This window comes from Segatella copri DSM 18205 (genome assembly GCF_025151535.1).
In the GTDB taxonomy this organism is placed as follows: domain Bacteria; phylum Bacteroidota; class Bacteroidia; order Bacteroidales; family Bacteroidaceae; genus Prevotella; species Prevotella copri.
Window position 1 is genome coordinate 3078539 of sequence record NZ_CP102288.1, and the last position, 18028, is coordinate 3096566.

Consider the following 18028-nt stretch of genomic DNA (forward strand, 5'->3'; position numbering starts at 1 on the left):
CCTACTCAATGAGCTATGTTCTAATCCTTAACCGAAAGCATTTCCCGGTGTCCTTCATCAGGAGGAGAATCACATTCTCCGCGCTTTCATGTTGCAAAAGAATTAGCTTTTGACTGTTACCATCAGAGCCAATAATAGATACCATCAGGGAGAATAATGCTTCTTCAGAATATGCCCGAATCACTACCAGGGAGAATCTTAAAAATACAAGATATTGAATATCAGACAGCTAGGTATAGTTTTTCTTCCCTACACTATACCAAGTATATGATATATATACATTTACATCTTTTACACTATTCGTAATACGGGAGGAAAAAGATTTTTTTTCAACACTGAAATAAATATTACCGCGAGTTCAACAAACAAGTGCCAAAAATACAGGAATTGTTGAAAATTGTAGGTTGTGAATAGGTATTCTTATTTGCAGCCGATTTGACTTCTTATGAAGAGCTGATTCGCTATTATTCTGTTCAGTTGAAGTTTGAAAAAACAGACGAACATCGTGTTGTTATTTCGATGTATGATTTTCCCAGTCAATTTATGAGTTAGAAGACTTACGTATTAGAGGGAAAAAGAAAACAATTCTTAGAAGAATTTAATGAGTAATAGCCCCATCTTCGAGGTGATAGTCATGCAGTAAGCTTTCCCCTAGTGGTCCTATCCAACAATCTGGCGTAGACCTTTGATGGCTTTCCTCCTGCAAATCGCAGTGATTCCGAGCACTAAATGGTTGTTATATGAGGGTGCGTCATGGTCTTATGACACACCCTCTATTTCCAACCAAAATCGCTTTCCTAGTATTAATCATCATCAACTACTTGTAGTTTTCATCATCGTAAGTGATGATGTCCAGATCTTCTGCAATTTTCTTCAGCCCATTTTTGATTCTTCCACCTAATGTCCATGACTTTGGCTTGGCGATAGGCGTTTCAACAGGAACTTCTCTTGAATCTTCGGTTGTAGAAGGATTGTCTTCCACTAAAACCTTAGCTGGCTCTTCTCCAGACTCATTTCCTGACATTTCTTCTCGATGGACAATAGTAGCTTCCTTCTCTGTAGCATCTGGATTGATGTTATCTATAGATTCTGCTTCTTGCTTTTGCTCGGTTTTATTTGCTAGCGTCTGGAAGTTGTCTCTGATAGGATGATAGAGCTTGTCGATGATTCTCTGATAGTCTTCCTCATCCTTCAATACAGAAGAACTTTCAGGAATATCCTCAGCCAACTCATTGTTCAGACCAGTTGCCAGAATGGTGACTTTGGCATCCTCATCCAGACTGTCATCATCAGAAAGACCCCAAATCACCTTGATATCAGGGTTCAGTTCATCAAAGAAGGCATCAATTTCTCTCATCTCCCTCACAAAGATAGGGTGCTTGCTGGAAGTGTAGATATTGAAAAGGATGCGCTGGGCATTACTGATATCGCTGCCATAGAGCAGAGGAGAGTCTAACGCATTCTTGATGGCACTTTGAACCCTTCCCTCACCACTGGCTCTACCCATGGCCATGATAGCACCGCCACCGCTCTTGATGGTAGTCTCGATGTCTCGGAAGTCAAGATTGATGGTTCCCTCCACAGTGATGAGTTCCGATATACTCTTGGTGGCATCACTCAGTACCTTGTCTGCCAGTTTGAAGGCATCCTTTACGGTAATCTCGGAGTCGGCATAAACATCGCAGAGACGCTCGTTGTTGACGATAAGCAAGGCATCCACGTTCTTGCGCATTTCTTCTACACCCTGCAGAGCCTTGACAATTTTCTTTCGCTTCTCGAAGTAGAAAGGTATGGTGATGATGCCAACGGTAAGGATGCCCATCCCTTTGGCAATACCGGCAATGACAGGTGCGGCACCCGTACCCGTTCCACCACCCATTCCGGCAGTAACAAAAACCATCTTGGTTCCGTCGTCCAGCAGTTTCTTGATGTCTTCCTGGGTATTCTGAGCCTCACTTCTTCCCACTTCGGGATTTGCCCCTGCACCCAAACCACTCTTTCCGAGCATGATCTTGACCGGCACAGGCGACTTGGATAGTGATTGACTATCCGTATTGCAGACGGCGAAACTCATGTTTACTATACCCTCTGCATACATATTCTTAACGGCATTGCATCCGCCACCACCCACACCAATCACCTTGATGATGTTCTTGGTAGTATCTTCTGTCTGTCCGAAATCTATAGGAGTCCAATCTTCTTTCATCATTTCTATATTTCAATTTGGATGCAAAGATACATACAAAGAATCAGATTCCCTATGAAAAATCAAACGCAAGCCTTGCAAAAGAAGTTTTTTTCTAGATGAGAAACGATTTTTCCCATTCTTTTTGTACTTTTGCAACCAGTATGCAAGAAGAAACAAGAAATATGACCCCAGAGGAGAAAGCCGCTCAGGTAAAGACGCTTTCCACCCAGCTTTTAGCAGAAGGTAGAACCGATCTTTTGTTAAAAGCCATCAGTGTGCCCGTATTGGAACAGCTCCGTATCGAGGCAGCAAGGGCAACCCTCAGTCCTCTGGTCATCACGGAAGATTACCGTTTCTTGCTCCCTGACTATGGAAACAGGGAAGTGCAGCTCAGTCCCATCCACAAGGCCCTCTATCTGCTCTTTCTGAATCACCCGGAAGGAATAGAGTTCAAGAACCTGGTGGATCATCGTGAGGAACTGTTTGCCCTCTACCGAAAAATCGGCAACAGAATCGATCCCGATAAAATCACAGAAACAGTGAATCGCCTGACGAACCCTCTTGATAATGCCATCAACGAGAAGTGTTCGCGCATCAAGGCAGCTTTCTCTGACCTGATGGACGAATACCAGGCCGACTATTATATCATCAATAGCCATGTCAAGCGCCACCAAGGCTCTTCCATGAAGCTCTGGTTCGAGAGGTTGAAGATAATCAATCTCCCAAGAGAACTTGTAGTCTATCAATAATGCTTCTCTTACCGTTTATAACGATGTAAATACTATCATGTATATATCTCTCCGGCTTTTCTTTCCCCATTTGTGAATCGTTCTACTTTTCACATGGCTGTTTTCCTCTGTCGTTATAATATACCTTCTATATAGATATTCTTATAAATAAGGTATGGCAAACTTCACCAGACAATATCCACCTCCAATGAGCCAGCAATAAAGAATGGCAGCCAAGAGGAAAGGCTTAATGCCAGCTTTCTTGAATTTGTCAAAGCTTGTCTCGGCTCCCAATGCTGCCATTGCCATGGTCAGGAGGAAAGTATCCAGTTGGTTAATCCAATCCACTATGCTTTCCGGAAGCAAACCAAGAGAATTGAATCCAATCACTACCAGGAAGAGAATGGCAAACCATGGAATGCTGATTTTAGGCTTGTTGGTATCAGTATTTTCCAGATTATCTCTTTTGGCAACATCCCTTGCAACGGTCCATGCAATCACCAGTAATACCGGTACCAGCATCATCACCCTTATCATCTTCACAATGATGGCATTGTTGCTCACCTCGGCTCCCATGGCATTGGCAGCACCTACCACATGGGCTACTTCATGAACGGTGGAACCCGTAAAGAGTCCCATCATATCTGGTGATAGGTCAAAGATGCCAGCTCTGTAGAGAATAGGGTAGAGGAACATGGATAATGTTCCAAAGATGACTACGGTGGCTACGGCTACTGCCGTCTTGTAAGGCTTTGGACGAATGGCCCCATCCACACCCAAAACTGCTGCAGCTCCACAGATGGCACTTCCGCAAGCGGTTAGCAGTGCGATGCTGCGGTCAATTTTCAGGAGTCTTCCCACCAGGATTCCCAAGCCGATGGTGCCACATACGATGATGGCATCCATTACGATGGCAGAGAAGCCCACAGCCATCACATCCTGGAAGGTGAGCTTGAAACCATAAAGGATGATGCCTGTGCGGAGGATTCGCTTGCTGCAAAACTTGATGCCCGGTACCCAGGTGTCGGGCAGGTTGTTACGTAAACTATTGGCATAGAGCATACCAATGATGATACCCACCACCATGGGGCTAAACGAAAGAGCTTTCACCCAGTCCATGCCACCGATATAGAAAGCAGCGCATGCGAAGAGTGCGATGAGCAATACGCCATGCAGCATACTGCTCCTTTGTTCTGATAATCTCATATTTTTCTTTTTTGTCGGTTATTCGCTTTTGAAAAGCGGGTGCAAAGGTACGAAAAATCATGAGATGTTGTATATATATAATAACTATACGTTATAATCTTTAGTTATGAACCTCTTGAATGTCTGCTGGAGTTTAGCGGTCTCGCCTCTCTTCTCAACAAATAGAAATTCTCGTTCCATCTTCAGATTCTCAATTTCCAGAACCTTGAATACTTGTTCATAGATACTCCTGTAGATGGCTCTTATGCTGATGATACCCATGCTTAAGGAATGTTCCACGAAATGCTTGATGCCCTCTGTGGTTCCCAGATTCATCTCAATGTTCAGATCAGAAAGAGCAATGCCGTTTTCCTGCAGGGCTTTTTGGATGACATCCAAGGTTCCGGAACCTAATTCACGCAGTACAATCGGTGTCTGCCTGAGAAGATTCAAAGAAATCTCATCTTGCTGGGCTAGGGGATTGGAACAATGTACGAACGCCACCAGCTCATCTTTCATGAAAGGAGTGTATTTAAAGGTGGGCTGCCGCTTGATGCCTTCCACCATACCCAGATCTATCCTTCCTGCAGCAAGCGCATCCTCTATCTCATGAGAATTTCCGCTGAGCAGGGTAAGACGAATGTCGGGATATAGTTTCCTGAATTCAGCAATCAGTTCGGGGAGAACATATTGTGAGATGGTGGTACTGGCTCCGATGCGCAGTTCGCCACCAGATTTCTCTGTGAGCTTCTTCATGTCGAAATCGAGATTCTGATAGGCATCGATAATCTTGCAGGCATGGTCAAGCATAAGTTGTCCGGCACGGGTGAGCTGGATGCGATTGCCGATTCTGTCGAACAGTTGCACCCCATATTCCTTTTCAAGCTCTTGTATGTGCTTGCTGATGGCAGGCTGACTGATGAACAGTTCGTTGGCAGCCTTAGTGAAACTCAGGAGTGTAGCCACACTTCTGAAAACTTTCAGTCTTGTATCTATCATTGTATGTTCCTTTGTTATTTCAAAAATCCTCGTCAATATGATGCCGAGTGCAGCAAATCTTCTGCAAAGATAACAAAATTCTAGAAATCACTCACTGGTTTCGCCTAAAAATAGTAACTTTGCATCCAACAAAAAGAAACCAAAGACATTATGAACATTAAGAATATCCATTTGGCCTAAGCCATCATCGTATCAGTCTATGGTAACAGAGCCTACCTCATGAGACTTTTCCAATTGTCAAGAAGGTACATGCCCGCCTTTTAGACATGTTTGATGGGATTGTAGTAAGTGGGGAAGAGAAGATGGTGAAACCGAATCCGGAGATTTATCAGCTATTATTAAATCGCTATCACCTCCAGGCTTCGGAGAGCATTTTCATTGATGATAGGCCAGCGAATGTAGAAGAAGCCAATCATGTGGGTATTCATGGCAACCTTTTCAAGGGAAGCTTGGACTTGAAGCTGCAAGTAGGTGCTTGCCTTTGATTTGATAACTATGATAATGGCTAGCAGGAGAGTAATACCCATCAAGGCACAGCTGGTATCCTGTATGGTAGAAGAACGGTCACCCACATTGATTGGTATGTCAAATAGTTCGGGTGCAATGTAGATGCTCTTGCTTTCTGTCTCTGTTGTCTGGAAGCGTTTGAGCATGGTCCATGGAGCTGGCCGTATCATGAGCCGAACTGAAGCTGTAAAGACACTCAATTTAGCGGAGGAAATCCATAAGCTGGACCACTAGTGTCCCGTTAAAACGAGACGATTATTAAATAAATTATTAATACTCAAAAGTTTACGGACTTTTTATAGCGTACTCAGTATTGTAGTCAGAACGAATGTCTCTTTCAGATGCTGGCTCTATCCAAGAGTTCCCGGTATTTAGCTACAGCATCCGAAATCTCGCTTATTTTGATAAATTCATCGGCAGAATGGGAGCGGGAAGATTCGCCAGGACCCAGTTTGAACGAAGGGAAGTGCATCAGAGCCTGGTCGCTGAGGGTAGGACTGCCGAATGGCTTCATGCCCATGGCTACACATTTCCTGATAAGAGGATGCGCTGGGTCGATGCGGGATGACTTCAGACGGAAACTGTGGGCCTTCACCTCGCTCTTCAGGTGCTGGCAGATAAACTTGTAAACCTCCTCGTTGTCATAGAACTCGTTGGTGCGGATATCCACAAGCATCGTACACTTATCCGGAATCACATTGTGCTGGGTTCCGGCATTCACTACGGTAAGCGTCATCTTGGTAGGTCCCAGGAACTCGCTTACCTTCTCAAACTTATAGTCACGAATCCATCGCATATCATCCAATGCCTCGTAGATAGCGTTTACTCCCTCGTTGCGGGCAGCATGACCGCTCTTTCCGTGAGCAATCACATCCAGCACCATCAGTCCCTTTTCGGCAACAGCCGGGTTCATGCCGGTAGGTTCACCTACGATGGCAAGGTCGATATGCGGAAGCAAAGGCAGGGCACGGGTGATGCCATCCTTTCCCGACACCTCTTCTTCGGCGGATGCCAGATAGATAAGATTATACTGCTGAGGCTTTGCGGTCAGCATTCTGAATATCTGGAGGAGCGAACAGAGTCCGCCGCCGCAATCGTTGCTGCCCAAGCCGTAAAGTACACCCTCTTCAACATCCGGTGAAAACGGGTTGCGTGTCCATGAAGCTACAGGCTTCACGGTATCGATGTGAGCGTTGAGCAGCAGGGTAGGTCGGCTCTCATCGTAATGAGGGTCGATAATCCAGATGTTGTTCGCCTCACGATGAGGTTCGAACCCATATTTGCGGATGGTCTGCTCCATGATGTCGGCAGCCTCCTTCTCGTTTCTGCTTACAGATGGGGTGGCGATGAGCTTTTTCAGCAAATCCACGGCATCGCTAACATATTCTTCTTGTGTCATCATAATCTCTCTATTTTTTGATTTTGGGGCAAAGATACGAAAAAAAGAGCAGATAAAGTGGAAAAAATATCTTTTTATTTTGTGTTCTTGACAAATTCTATTATCTTTGCATCAGAATATAAATATAAGCTTATGCAGATTAATAGTCATCTTTCGGTACTGGTACATGATCTCGCCAAGAAATGGGGAGAGAAAACTGCTTTAACTTTCAGAAAGTTTGGCAGCGACCAGTGGCAATCGGTTTCATTCAACCTCTTTTCCTTAAGAGTGAAACAAGTGAGCAATGCCCTCCTGAATCTTGGGGCTAAACCTCTTGACAAAATCGCTGTCTTCTCGCAGAACTGTGTGCATTATCTGTACACCGACTTCGGTGCGTACGGTATCAGGGTAACCTCTGTGCCTTTCTATGCCAACAGTAGCGAGCAGCAGATTCAATATATGATTAATGATGCGCAGATTCGCTTCCTCTTTGTTGGCGAACAGGAGCAGTATGACAAGGCTCACCGTATCTTTGCCCTCTGTCCTTCTCTGGAACGTATCATCATCTTCGATTCCAGCGTGCGCATCAGTACACACGATCCTGCTGCCCTCTATTTCAAGGACTTCCTGAAGTTGGGAGAGAATCTTCCTCGCCAGACGGAGGTAGAGGAACTCTACAAGCAGGCAAGTATGGATGATTTGGCTAATATCCTCTATACCAGTGGAACAACTGGAGATAGCAAGGGCGTGATGCTGACTTATAGCCAGTATTATGCTGCTTTGAAGGCAAACGATGAGTGCATTCCTGTTACCGAAAAGGACCGTGTCATCGACTTCCTTCCATTCACCCATATCTTTGAGCGTGGATGGGCATATCTCTGCTTGAGCGAAGGTGCCGAACTCATCATCAATACTTATCCTCATGAAATTCAGGAGAGTATGAGAGAGATGCATCCTACCTGTATGTGTAGTGTGCCACGTTTCTGGGAGAAGGTGTATATCGCCGTAAAGGCAAAGATGGATGATGCCGGTCCTATCCAGAAGAAACTCTTCTACCATGCCTTGGCGGTAGGAAAGAAGCGGAATATAGAATATCTGGCAAACTGCAAGCGCCCTCCTCTGGCATTGGAGTTGGAATATAAGATTATCAACAAGACTGTTTTGAGCATGGTTCGCAAGCAGTTGGGTTTGGAAAAACCGAATATCTTCCCTACAGCGGGTGCTTATGTAAGTCCGGAAGTAGAGGAGTTTGTACATGCCATCGGTATCAATATGGTGGTGGGTTATGGTCTGACCGAGAGTCTTGCCACCGTATCTTGTGATCATCTCGACAAGAAACGCAGTCTGGGTTCTGTAGGTCGCCCTATCTCCTGCATTCAGGTAAAGATAGGTGAGGATAATGAGGTGCTCCTCAAGGGTCCTACCATCACTCCGGGCTATTATCATCGTGATACCACCAATGCGAAGGCATTCGACAAGGATGGATTCTTCCATACCGGTGATGCCGGCTACTTGAAGGATGGCGAGCTTTATCTCACCGAGCGTATCAAGGACCTGTTCAAGACATCCAACGGTAAGTATATCGCTCCGCAGCAGGTAGAATCGTTGCTCCTGGTAGATAAGTTTATCGATCAGGTGGCTGTTATTGCCGACCAGCGCAAGTTCGTATCAGCCCTCGTCGTTCCAGAGTTCCGTCTCGTGGAGGACTGGGCACGTGAGCATCATATCGCCTTCACCTGCCGTGAAGACCTGTGTGCTAACGAGAAGGTGCAGAAGATGCTGATGGACCGTATCCAGATTCTCCAGCAAAATCTGGCTTATTATGAGCAGATTAAGCGCATTACCCTCCTGGCTCACCACTTCTCTATGGAGTCGGGTGAGTTGACCAATACCTTGAAGATTCGCCGCCCTATCATCAACAAGAACTACAAGGCGGAGATTGACAAGATGTATGAGGAGTAATCATAAAGTTTAAAGTTTAAAGTTCAAAGTTAATGATTACAGCTGACCAGTTGAAGGATGTGATGGACAGAGCTGATGCTCTGCATCACTATCTCAATATAGACCAGAAGAAAGTAGAATTCGAAGAGGAGCAGCTCCGCACCCAGGCTCCTGACTTTTGGGAAGACCCGAAGTATGCTCAGGAGCAGATGAAGAAGGTGAAGGGCATCCAGAAATGGCTCGACGGTTATAAGACCGTACGTCTTTATGCCGATGAACTGCAGCTTGCCTTCGATTTCTATAAAGATGAAATGGTGACTGAGGAAGAGGTGGATGCCGATTATGCCAAGGCGATCAAAGCCATCGAAGACCTGGAGTTGAAGAACATGCTTCGTCAGAAGGAAGATCCGATGGACTGCGTGCTCAAGATTAATTCCGGTGCTGGTGGTACAGAAAGTCAGGACTGGGCACAGATGCTGATGCGTATGTATATGCGCTGGTCAGAGGCTCATGGCTACAAGGTTACCATCACCGATATGCAGGAAGGCGATGAGGCTGGTATCAAGAGCGTGACCATGACCATTGAGGGTGGCGAGTACGCTTATGGTTATCTGAAGAGCGAGAACGGTGTGCACCGACTGGTGCGTGTTTCTCCTTTCAATGCCCAGGGCAAGCGAATGACCAGTTTCGCCAGTGTCTTCGTAACTCCGCTGGTAGATGATACCATCGAGGTATATGTCGACCCAGCCAAGCTCTCTTGGGATACCTTCCGTTCGAGTGGTGCCGGTGGTCAGAATGTGAATAAGGTGGAATCCGGTGTTCGTCTGCGTTATTGGTATACTGATCCTGATACCGGCGAGGAAGAAGAAATCCTCATCGAGAACACCGAGACCCGTGACCAGCCAAAGAACCGTGCCAAAGCCCTGTTGCTCTTGAAGAGCCAACTCTACGACCGCGCCATGAAGAAGCGTCTGGAGGCCAAGGCTAAGATTGAGGCCGGTAAGAAGAAGATAGAGTGGGGAAGCCAGATTAGAAGTTATGTCTTCGACGACCGTCGTGTGAAAGACCACCGTACCAACTATCAGACATCGGATGTAGATGGCGTGATGGACGGCAAGATAGATGATTTCATCAAGGCATACCTGATGGAGTTCCCAACGAATGATGACGAACAACAATAATAATCTAAAAAATATACGACTATGAGTGGAAATAAAGACTTAAGAAGAGCCAAACATGAGGCTTATCAGAAGAAACAGGCTGCAAAAGGCGAGAAAATAATCAAGTGGATATTCGGTGGATTGATAGTCCTCGGTATTCTTTTTGCCATCTATGCAACATCATTAGTATAAAACAATGAGTGGATTAGAGATAGAAAGAAAATTCCTCGTTAAGAAGGGCGACGCTTATAAAAGCGCCGCCTTTTCTTCTAGTCATATCCAGCAGGGATATATTCCTGCCGAGGGGGCTACGGTGCGGGTTCGCACACGGGATGAGAAGGCTTACCTTACTATTAAGGGCAAGTCGGTAAATGGCGGCATGACCCGCTATGAGTTTGAAAAGGAGATAACGATGGACGAGGCGCAGCATCTTCTGCAACTTTGTCAGGGTGGCGTCATCGATAAGCGTCGCTATCTTGTGAAAAGTGGCAGTCATACCTTCGAGGTAGATGAGTTCTATGGCGATAATGAAGGTCTGGTCATGGCAGAGGTGGAGTTGGCTAGCGAGACCGAAGCCTATGAGAAACCTGATTTCATCGGTATGGAGGTAACAGGCGACAAGCGATTCTACAATTCGCATCTCTTGGGCAATCCTTTCTCGAAGTGGCGTGATACCTTGCCGGCTGAATATCGTTAGAAAATGTATCGAAAAAATCATTTCTGCGTCCTAAAACAGACTAAATTGCATAAATATTACTAAATTTGTGTTTTTGCTTTCAAATAATTCATTTATTTCAGAATTATTTTATAATTTTGCATGAAGAAAAATTAAAAAATAAGAAATTAGTAATAGAAAGATAGAAATGACTGATTCAAATAGAGGAAGTTTTGGTAGCAAGATTGGATTGATTCTTGCTACAGCAGGTGGCGCCGTAGGTTTGGGTAACGTATGGCGCTTTCCTTATATGGCTGGTCAGGAAGGTGGCGCAGCCTTTATTCTGGTATACATCGGAAGTGTGCTCCTGTTGGGCATTCCATGTATGATTTCTGAGTTTATCATCGGCCGTCATGGTGCCTCAAATACCGCACGTGCCTATACCAAGCTCTCTAATGGTACGGCATGGAAGTGGGTAGGCTACCTGGAGGTGCTTACCGGTTTCCTGATTACGGGCTATTATGCGGTGGTTTCGGGCTGGTGTCTGCAGTATGTTTATGCCAGCATCATGGGCGAACTGCATGGTGACCCTACCTTTGTGGCGAATTACTTCAAGGAGTTTTCTTCTGATCCTGTGCGTCCGGTTATGTGGACGGTAGCGATATTCCTGATTTGTCATTTCGTGATTATTCATGGTGTGCGCGGCGGTATAGAGAAGGCTTCTAAGGTGATGATGCCTCTCCTGTTCATCCTGCTTTTGATCATTGTGGTAGCAGCTTGTCTGTTGCCGGATGCAGGTAAGGGCGTGGAGTTCCTGTTGAAGCCTGATTTCGGAAAGGTAGACAGAAACGTGTTCCTGAATGCCTTGGGACAGTCGTTCTATTCTATGAGTATCGGTATGGGCTGTATCTGTACCTATGCCTCTTACTTCAGCCGTCAGACCAATCTCTTCAAGAGTGCTTTGCAGATTTCCATCATCGATTTGCTGGTAGCAGTACTGGCTGGTCTGATGATTTTCCCTGCAGCCTTCTCTGTAGGAGTATCACCGGATAGTGGTCCTTCGCTCATCTTTATCACTTTGCCGAATGTCTTTAATCAGGCGTTTGCATCGTTACCTGTACTGGGTTGGATTATCTCGCTGCTCTTCTACGTATTGCTGTCGGTAGCTGCCTTGACTTCGCTGATGTCACTTCATGAGGTGAATACTTCTTTCTTCTACGAGGAGTTGAAGATCGACCGCAAGAAGGGTGCTACCATCGTTACGGTTTCCTGTGCCATCATCGGAGCCTTCTGTTCGCTCTCTTTGGGTGCAACAGATAAGCTTTCGTTTTTCGGAAAGGCGCTGTTCGATTGGTTCGACTTTGTTACGGGTCAGATATTCCTTCCTCTGGCAGGATTCCTTACCTGCCTGTTCCTGGGCTGGTATGTACCTAAGCAGATCGTACAGGATGAGTTTACTAACTGGGGAACCTTGAAGGGCCGTCTCTTCGGTATCTATCTTTTCCTGATTAAGTTCGTTTGTCCTGTCCTCATCTTCCTGGTATTCCTGAACCAGTTTGGTGTCTTCGGATAAAGTATTTGTAATCGGATATAACTATATATAATAAGGTGTAGCATCTGCCGTTTCGTCGGAAGAAATAAACACTACACATTAAAGATTTAGATAATGGAAACAAGAGGAAATTTTGGTAGTAAGTTGGGCGTTATTCTTGCCACAGCCGGCTCGGCAGTCGGTTTGGGTAATGTGTGGCGTTTCCCTTATATGGCAGGTCAGAATGGTGGTGCTGCCTTCATTCTCATCTATTTGGTATGTATCATCCTGCTCGGATTGCCTGGCATGATGAGCGAATTCATCATCGGCCGTCATTCCGCTTCTAATGCAGCCCGAGCTTATTCCAATCTGGGAAAGCATAAGGCTTGGGGTGCTTTGGGCTTGATGGGGGTCATCACTTCTATGATTATCCTGGGTTTCTATGCCGTGGTGGCTGGCTGGTGCCTGCAGTATCTCTATGCCAGTATCATGGGCGGTGTTCATGGCGACGCAGAGTATGTGAAGACCTATTTCCAGACCTTTGCAGCCGATCCTATCCGTCCTACCTTATGGGCAGTAGGTTTTATCCTGCTTACCCACATGGTGGTAGTACGCGGTGTGCGCAATGGTATAGAGAAAGCATCCAAGATACTGATGCCTATGCTTTTCTTCCTGTTGATTGTGATTGTGATAGCTTCCTGCTCTCTGCCGGGAGCGGTGAAGGGAGTGGAGTTCCTGCTGAAGCCGGATTTCTCTAAGGTAGATGAAAACGTGTTGCTCGAAGCGCTGGGACAGGCGTTCTTCTCTTTGAGTATGGGTACGGCATGTCTGTGTACTTATGCCTCTTACTTCAACAGACAGACCAATCTCTTGAAGTCTGCTACTCAGATTGTGACCATTGATACGGTAATCGCCGTATTGGCAGGTTTGATGATCTTCCCTGCAGCCTTCTCGGTAGGTGTGCAGCCAGACAGCGGTCCTTCGCTCATCTTCATTACCTTGCCAAACGTATTCCAGCAGGCTTTCGGTAACATGCCGGTTGTCGGTTATGTGATTTCGGTGTTGTTCTATGCTTTGCTTGTATTGGCAGCCCTGACTTCTACCATCTCGATGCACGAGATAGGTACCGCCTTTATTTATGAGGAGGGTAAGATAAGCCGTGCCAAGGGAGCCTGGTTCGAGACCATCGTTTGCAGCATCATAGCTGTATTCTGTTCGCTCTCTCAGGGTGCCGTACCTGATTTGGGCTTCTTCGGCAAGGATTTCCTGAGCAATTGTGACAACTTTACTGCCCAGCTGCTCATGCCGTTGAGTTCATTCATCACCTGTCTGTTCCTGGGATGGTATGTGCCAAAGAAGATTGTGCGTGATGAGTTTACTAACTGGGGAACCCTGAAGGGAACTCTCTTCCCGGTCTTCCTGTTCACCATCCGTTTTATCTGTCCAGTCTGTATTTTCCTTATCTTCCTGCACCAGTTTGGTGTCATTTAGTAAAACCGGCAAACTTGCAGACAGGCTATCTTGCCCCTAATAGGCAAGATACGGCTTGATTCTTTCTATTTCGGCAGGTGGAAAGTCTTTGAGGAGACGCAGCTCTTCAGCACTTTTCAGCGGACCATGGGTTCTGCGGTAGTTTACGATTTCCTTTGCCTGGTAAAAGTCCAGGTAAGGATGTTTGCGCAGTTCGGCTAAACTGAGCTGGTTGACATTCATTTTCCGGATATGTTTTGCATCAATATTCATATAGTGGAGGGCTGTCTCGGGCACGCCTTCCACTTCTTGTATCTGGCTCATGGAAACAAAACCGCCTAACCGCTCTCTGTAACGGATGATGCTTCTGGCATAGTAAGAGCCTATGCCGGGAATTTTCTGCAGTTCGGTCGTATCAGCAGAATTGATGTTGACATACTGACCTTCTTTCAGTTTTCGTGGATAACTGTATTGGGTAGAGTCTTTCTTCCTTTCTTCTCTAGTTCTTATAGCCGTCTCTTGATAGCCGTAGTTGTATCTTTCTCTTGGGTAAAAGTTGGCAGCCGGCTGGTAGTCTTTACCAATTCTGATAAAGGGCAGCAGTTTTTCGAATTGCTTCTTGGTTAGTCCGTAAACCCGTGCAAAGTCTCTAGGTGTCCTGAAGATACCTCCTTTATTTCGATATTTGATGATGTTTCTGGCTTGCCATGATTCCAGTCCCAGCCGTTGGAAATCAGAATGGCTTGCCGTATTGGGGTCAAAGGCGAATACTTCGCTCGACTGAAGTCCTTCGTCATAATAGCCTGGCTGTTGCCGCGTGGCATGTCTGATGATACTATCGTTATGGGCTTGTTGCTTTTCTGAGGGCATAGTTTCTTTAGAACCTACAATGAAAATCATTGTGGTACTGACAACGAGCAGGGTCAGGATTACGAGTAATGCTCGCCGTTCATGGTAATTGATATAAAAAAAATCCTTTAAAAACTTCATAGGCTTACGGATTTTAAGTCTATATGATTGTTTGGTCGGGATTACTGGACTCGAACCAGCGACCTCATCGTCCCGAACGACGTGCGCTACCAACTGCGCTAAATCCCGATATCTGCTGCAAAGGTACATTAAATAATGGACAATACCAACAAAAATAGACTTTTTTATCTTTTTTTGAAAGAAATTTCCCGAAAAATTTGCAGGAACCAGAAAAAAGTATTACCTTTGCACCCGCAAATGATAAATCGCGATTTGTGAAAGTTGGTGCCATAGCTCAGTTGGTAGAGCAAAGGACTGAAAATCCTTGTGTCCCCGGTTCGATTCCTGGTGGTACCACTTCTTTATGAGACTGAATCTTCGTAACAGGATTCAGTCTTTTTTTATGCTCTTTTTTATAATACTCCATTTTACACTTATGAAAACGTTTGCGTAAGAAAAATGTGCCAGGATGTTTTAGAATAGATATTTTTTCACTACTTTTGCATTGTAAAATTCAAAAACAAACCAAAAAATTAATCTAGCAAACATTCATTAAAATGAAAAAAGCTTATTTATTATTGTTGGCTGGAATGTTGTCTACGGCAGTATTTGCCGGCAGCAAACAGACGGTTAAGATTGATGGTCAGCTCATAGAAAAGACTGTCTCAGAGATTACCTTCGATGGTGACAATGTTGTTCTTCAGTATTCAGATAATACATCTAATCAGGCAGACATGTCGCTCGTAACCCTTTCTTTCACTTATCAAACTACCGGCATCAGCCAGATAGAAGATATAAAGAAAGCATTGCAAGGTAAGGTTTATAACCTTCAGGGCCAGTATGTAGGTTCTTCCCCTAAGGGCTTATCTAAGGGCGTTTATATGATTAATGGTAAGAAAGTAATTATCAAATAAAAAAGGAGGATTGAACAATGAAGAAAATGGTATTTACTTTGGCACTCCTCTTGATGAGTTTGAGTGCAGCTTTGGCACAGACTTCGACATTTAAGATTACCCATGCCGTGGCTCGTAACAGCAAGGTGAACCAGATGTATGTTACCACCAAGTCGGGTGATGTAAAGTATTATAATACTGCAGACTTGACAAGTGTGAAGTTCGAAGGTGATAAGGCAATCATCACACCTAAATCAGGTTCAGAGAATGATGAGTACAATGCTTCAGTTCAAGCCATCAGATTTGCTAAGAAGGCCGATCAGGGCGAAAGTGGTGATATTGACAATCCTGCAGGTGTGATTCAGATTACTGAGGCAAAGGGCTGGCAGGAGTCTGCCTACCTGAAGTGGGCTCCATTCGAGGGTGCTTCTTCTTATAATGTATATGTAGATGACAAGAAGATTGATGCTCAACTGGTTCGTCAGTATAAATCTTACTATCGTGCTGATGTTCTCGGTTTGAAGGAAGGCACTTATTCTGTAAAGGTTGTTCCTGTAAATGCTGACGGTAAAGAGATTGCTGGTGCCAATACTGCTTCTAACTTGGTTGTAAAGAGCTACAACCGTGAGGGCTTTGCTCATTTCAAGTATGATGGTGTAGGTGCTTATAATAATGATGGTACTTTGAAGGCTGGTGCTAAGGTTCTGTATATTACAGCCAAGACAGCTAAGACCGTTTCTACAACCGTTAATACGGGTAAGCTTGAGACGATTACAGGTCTTCAGTCTATTATTGATGCTTATTCTAAGGGCAAGGATACTACTCCTATCGCCTTCCGTATCATCGGTAAGGTAAATCTTTCTGATTTGGATCACATTTCAAGTTCTGCTGAAGGATTGCAGATTAAGGGAGCTATGATGAATATGACATTCGAAGGTGTCGGTGATGATGCTACCGTATATGGCTTCGGCTTCTTGCTTAGAGAGGCTGAGAGTGTAGAGTTCCGTAACTTTGCTATCATGCGTTGTCTGGATGATGCCATGTCTCTTGATACCAATAACTCTCATGTATGGATTCACAACATGGATCTCTTCTATGGTAAAAAGGGTAGTGCTGCCGACCAGGCTAAGGGTGACGGTACTGTAGACATCAAGGGCGATTCTAAGTATGTTACTGTAGCTTACAACCGCTTCTGGGATAATGGTAAGGCTTCTATGTGTGGTATGAAGAGTGAAACTGGTGAAAACTGGATTACTTATCATCACAACTGGTTCGACCATTCAGACTCTCGTATGGCTCGCGTTCGTACCATGAGTGTTCACATGTACAACAACTACTATCAGCATTGTGATGTTTATGGTATTGGTGCAACCAGTGGTTCAAGTATATTCATGGAGTCTAACTACTTTGATGCTGTTAAGCGTCCTATCATGAGCTCTTTGCAGGGTACTGATGCCAAGGGTGATGGTACTTTCTCTGGTGAGAAAGGTGGTTTGATTAAGGCATACGGCAATGTATTTACCAACAAGCCAGCAAACTTCAGCTATATCCCATACGCAGAAAACAATACAAGTTTTGATGCCTACGAGGTTTCTCATCCAAGTGAGCAGGTTCCTGCAAGCGTAAAGACTTTGGTTGGTGGTACTTCTTACGACAATTTCGATACGAACCCAAGCCTCATGTATGCATACGCTGCAGATAAGGCAGAAGATGTTCCTTCTATCGTAGAAGGTTTCTATGGTGCAGGTCGTTTGAATCATGGTGACATTGATTTCGTTATTCCTGATGAGACGGTAGTAACCAATGGCCACCAGCAGCCATGGCCTGCTTTGGCAAGTATTCTTGACGCTTATACTTCTGGTGTTGTTAAGGTATTCGGTGAGAGCAATGCTTCTGGCGAAGGTGGTTCTGCTGAAGGTGGCAGCACTGGTGGTTCTGGCGAAGGTGGTAGCACTGGTGGTACAGAAGGTGGCAGTATTATAACTCCTATCGAGGGTACTGTTTTGGTAACATTCACAGATTCTAAGCCTTCAAGTAGCATAGTAACAGTTTCAGGTAACTATGCTACAAATAAGGGAACTGCTACTATTGACGGCACTTCATATTCTACTTGTGTAAAGATGGAGTCTGCAACTAATATCTCAGTAACGGTTGATAAGAAAGTCACAATGACCCTTTATTTCAGTTCTGCAGATACCAAGACGAACGCCAAAATTGATGGAAAGAAGCCTGCTGAAGTAAATGCAGTTATTGATTCAACAGCTAAGACAATGACTGTAACATTGGATGCAGGTTCTCATACTATTACAAAGCAGGATACATGCAACCTCTTCGGTATTAAACTTGTACCTGTAACAGAGTAAAGGTATAGAACTGATTTAAAGATTCCTGCCTCTTTAATGAAAAAACGGACAAAAGCTAGAT

General features: G+C 44.9%; 15 protein-coding genes and 2 tRNA genes. 11 read left to right on the forward strand and 6 right to left on the reverse strand.

All coding sequences use genetic code 11. The annotated features are described in order from the left end of the window. Positions 1 to 817: 817 nt before the first annotated feature. A complete protein-coding gene (ftsZ, locus tag NQ544_RS12880; RefSeq protein ID WP_006847617.1) occupies positions 818 to 2209 on the reverse strand; it encodes a cell division protein FtsZ in 1392 nt (463 codons plus the stop codon). Between the two features lie 140 nt (positions 2210 to 2349). Between ftsZ and NQ544_RS12885 the strand changes: the two genes are divergently transcribed. After that, positions 2350 to 2937, forward strand: a complete 588-nt coding sequence (locus NQ544_RS12885) for a hypothetical protein (RefSeq protein ID WP_006847616.1) — start codon at positions 2350 to 2352, stop codon at positions 2935 to 2937. A 141-nt stretch (positions 2938 to 3078) separates the two neighbouring features. Here the strand turns inward: NQ544_RS12885 and NQ544_RS12890 are convergent, their stop codons facing one another. Together NQ544_RS12890 and NQ544_RS12895 are read right to left on the reverse strand one after the other, a co-directional pair. Then, a complete protein-coding gene (locus tag NQ544_RS12890; RefSeq protein WP_040553108.1) occupies positions 3079 to 4122 on the reverse strand; it encodes a YeiH family protein in 1044 nt (347 codons plus the stop codon). Positions 4123 to 4206: 84 nt separating this feature from the next. After that, positions 4207 to 5100 carry a LysR substrate-binding domain-containing protein gene (locus NQ544_RS12895; RefSeq protein WP_006847614.1) on the reverse strand — a complete coding sequence of 298 codons (894 nt, stop codon included), beginning with the start codon at positions 5098 to 5100 and terminating at the stop codon, positions 4207 to 4209. 302 nt (positions 5101 to 5402) lie between these two features. Between NQ544_RS12895 and NQ544_RS12900 the strand changes: the two genes are divergently transcribed. Beyond that, a complete protein-coding gene (locus NQ544_RS12900) occupies positions 5403 to 5585 on the forward strand; it encodes an HAD-IA family hydrolase (RefSeq protein WP_244263570.1) in 183 nt (60 codons plus the stop codon). Positions 5586 to 5944: 359 nt separating this feature from the next. Here NQ544_RS12900 and NQ544_RS12905 read toward each other — a convergent pair whose 3' ends face one another. Continuing rightward, on the reverse strand, positions 5945 to 7009 hold the full coding sequence (locus NQ544_RS12905) for a M20 family metallo-hydrolase (protein ID WP_006847612.1): 1065 nt from the start codon (positions 7007 to 7009) through the stop codon (positions 5945 to 5947). A 129-nt stretch (positions 7010 to 7138) separates the two neighbouring features. Here NQ544_RS12905 and NQ544_RS12910 point away from each other — a divergent pair, with 129 nt between their 5' ends. The 6 genes from NQ544_RS12910 to NQ544_RS12935 all read left to right on the forward strand — a co-directional run bounded on the left by NQ544_RS12910 (position 7139) and on the right by NQ544_RS12935 (position 13763). After that, on the forward strand, positions 7139 to 8947 hold the full coding sequence (locus NQ544_RS12910) for an AMP-dependent synthetase/ligase (RefSeq protein WP_040553105.1): 1809 nt from the start codon (positions 7139 to 7141) through the stop codon (positions 8945 to 8947). A 32-nt stretch (positions 8948 to 8979) separates the two neighbouring features. Beyond that, positions 8980 to 10107, forward strand: a complete 1128-nt coding sequence (gene prfB / locus NQ544_RS12915) for a peptide chain release factor 2 (protein WP_006847610.1) — start codon at positions 8980 to 8982, stop codon at positions 10105 to 10107. Positions 10108 to 10128: 21 nt separating this feature from the next. Then, positions 10129 to 10278 (forward strand): hypothetical protein, encoded by a 150-nt coding sequence (locus NQ544_RS12920; protein WP_006847609.1) that lies wholly within the window; start codon positions 10129 to 10131, stop codon positions 10276 to 10278. A 4-nt stretch (positions 10279 to 10282) separates the two neighbouring features. Further along, entirely contained in the window at positions 10283 to 10783 is a 501-nt protein-coding gene (locus tag NQ544_RS12925) for a CYTH domain-containing protein (protein ID WP_006847608.1), read from the forward strand. Positions 10784 to 10949: 166 nt separating this feature from the next. Next, positions 10950 to 12314 carry a sodium-dependent transporter gene (locus NQ544_RS12930; RefSeq protein WP_006847607.1) on the forward strand — a complete coding sequence of 455 codons (1365 nt, stop codon included), beginning with the start codon at positions 10950 to 10952 and terminating at the stop codon, positions 12312 to 12314. Between the two features lie 93 nt (positions 12315 to 12407). After that, positions 12408 to 13763: a sodium-dependent transporter gene (locus NQ544_RS12935; protein ID WP_006847606.1), complete on the forward strand. Its 1356-nt coding sequence runs from the start codon at positions 12408 to 12410 to the stop codon at positions 13761 to 13763. Between the two features lie 36 nt (positions 13764 to 13799). On the opposite strand, the gene NQ544_RS12940 is transcribed toward NQ544_RS12935, so the two are convergent. After that, positions 13800 to 14642 (reverse strand): ComEA family DNA-binding protein, encoded by an 843-nt coding sequence (locus tag NQ544_RS12940; RefSeq protein ID WP_167529927.1) that lies wholly within the window; start codon positions 14640 to 14642, stop codon positions 13800 to 13802. 122 nt (positions 14643 to 14764) lie between these two features. Further along, a tRNA-Pro gene (locus tag NQ544_RS12945) sits at positions 14765 to 14840 on the reverse strand. A 155-nt stretch (positions 14841 to 14995) separates the two neighbouring features. Between NQ544_RS12945 and NQ544_RS12950 the strand changes: the two genes are divergently transcribed. From NQ544_RS12950 to NQ544_RS12960, 3 genes are all read left to right on the forward strand, one after another. After that, a tRNA-Phe gene (locus NQ544_RS12950) sits at positions 14996 to 15068 on the forward strand. A 200-nt stretch (positions 15069 to 15268) separates the two neighbouring features. Then, complete coding sequence (locus NQ544_RS12955) at positions 15269 to 15625, forward strand: hypothetical protein (RefSeq protein WP_006847603.1); 357 nt, start codon at positions 15269 to 15271, stop codon at positions 15623 to 15625. Between the two features lie 17 nt (positions 15626 to 15642). Next, positions 15643 to 17967, forward strand: coding sequence for a pectate lyase family protein (locus NQ544_RS12960; RefSeq protein ID WP_006847602.1), 2325 nt, complete (start codon positions 15643 to 15645; stop codon positions 17965 to 17967). The last annotated feature ends 61 nt before the right edge of the window (positions 17968 to 18028 follow it).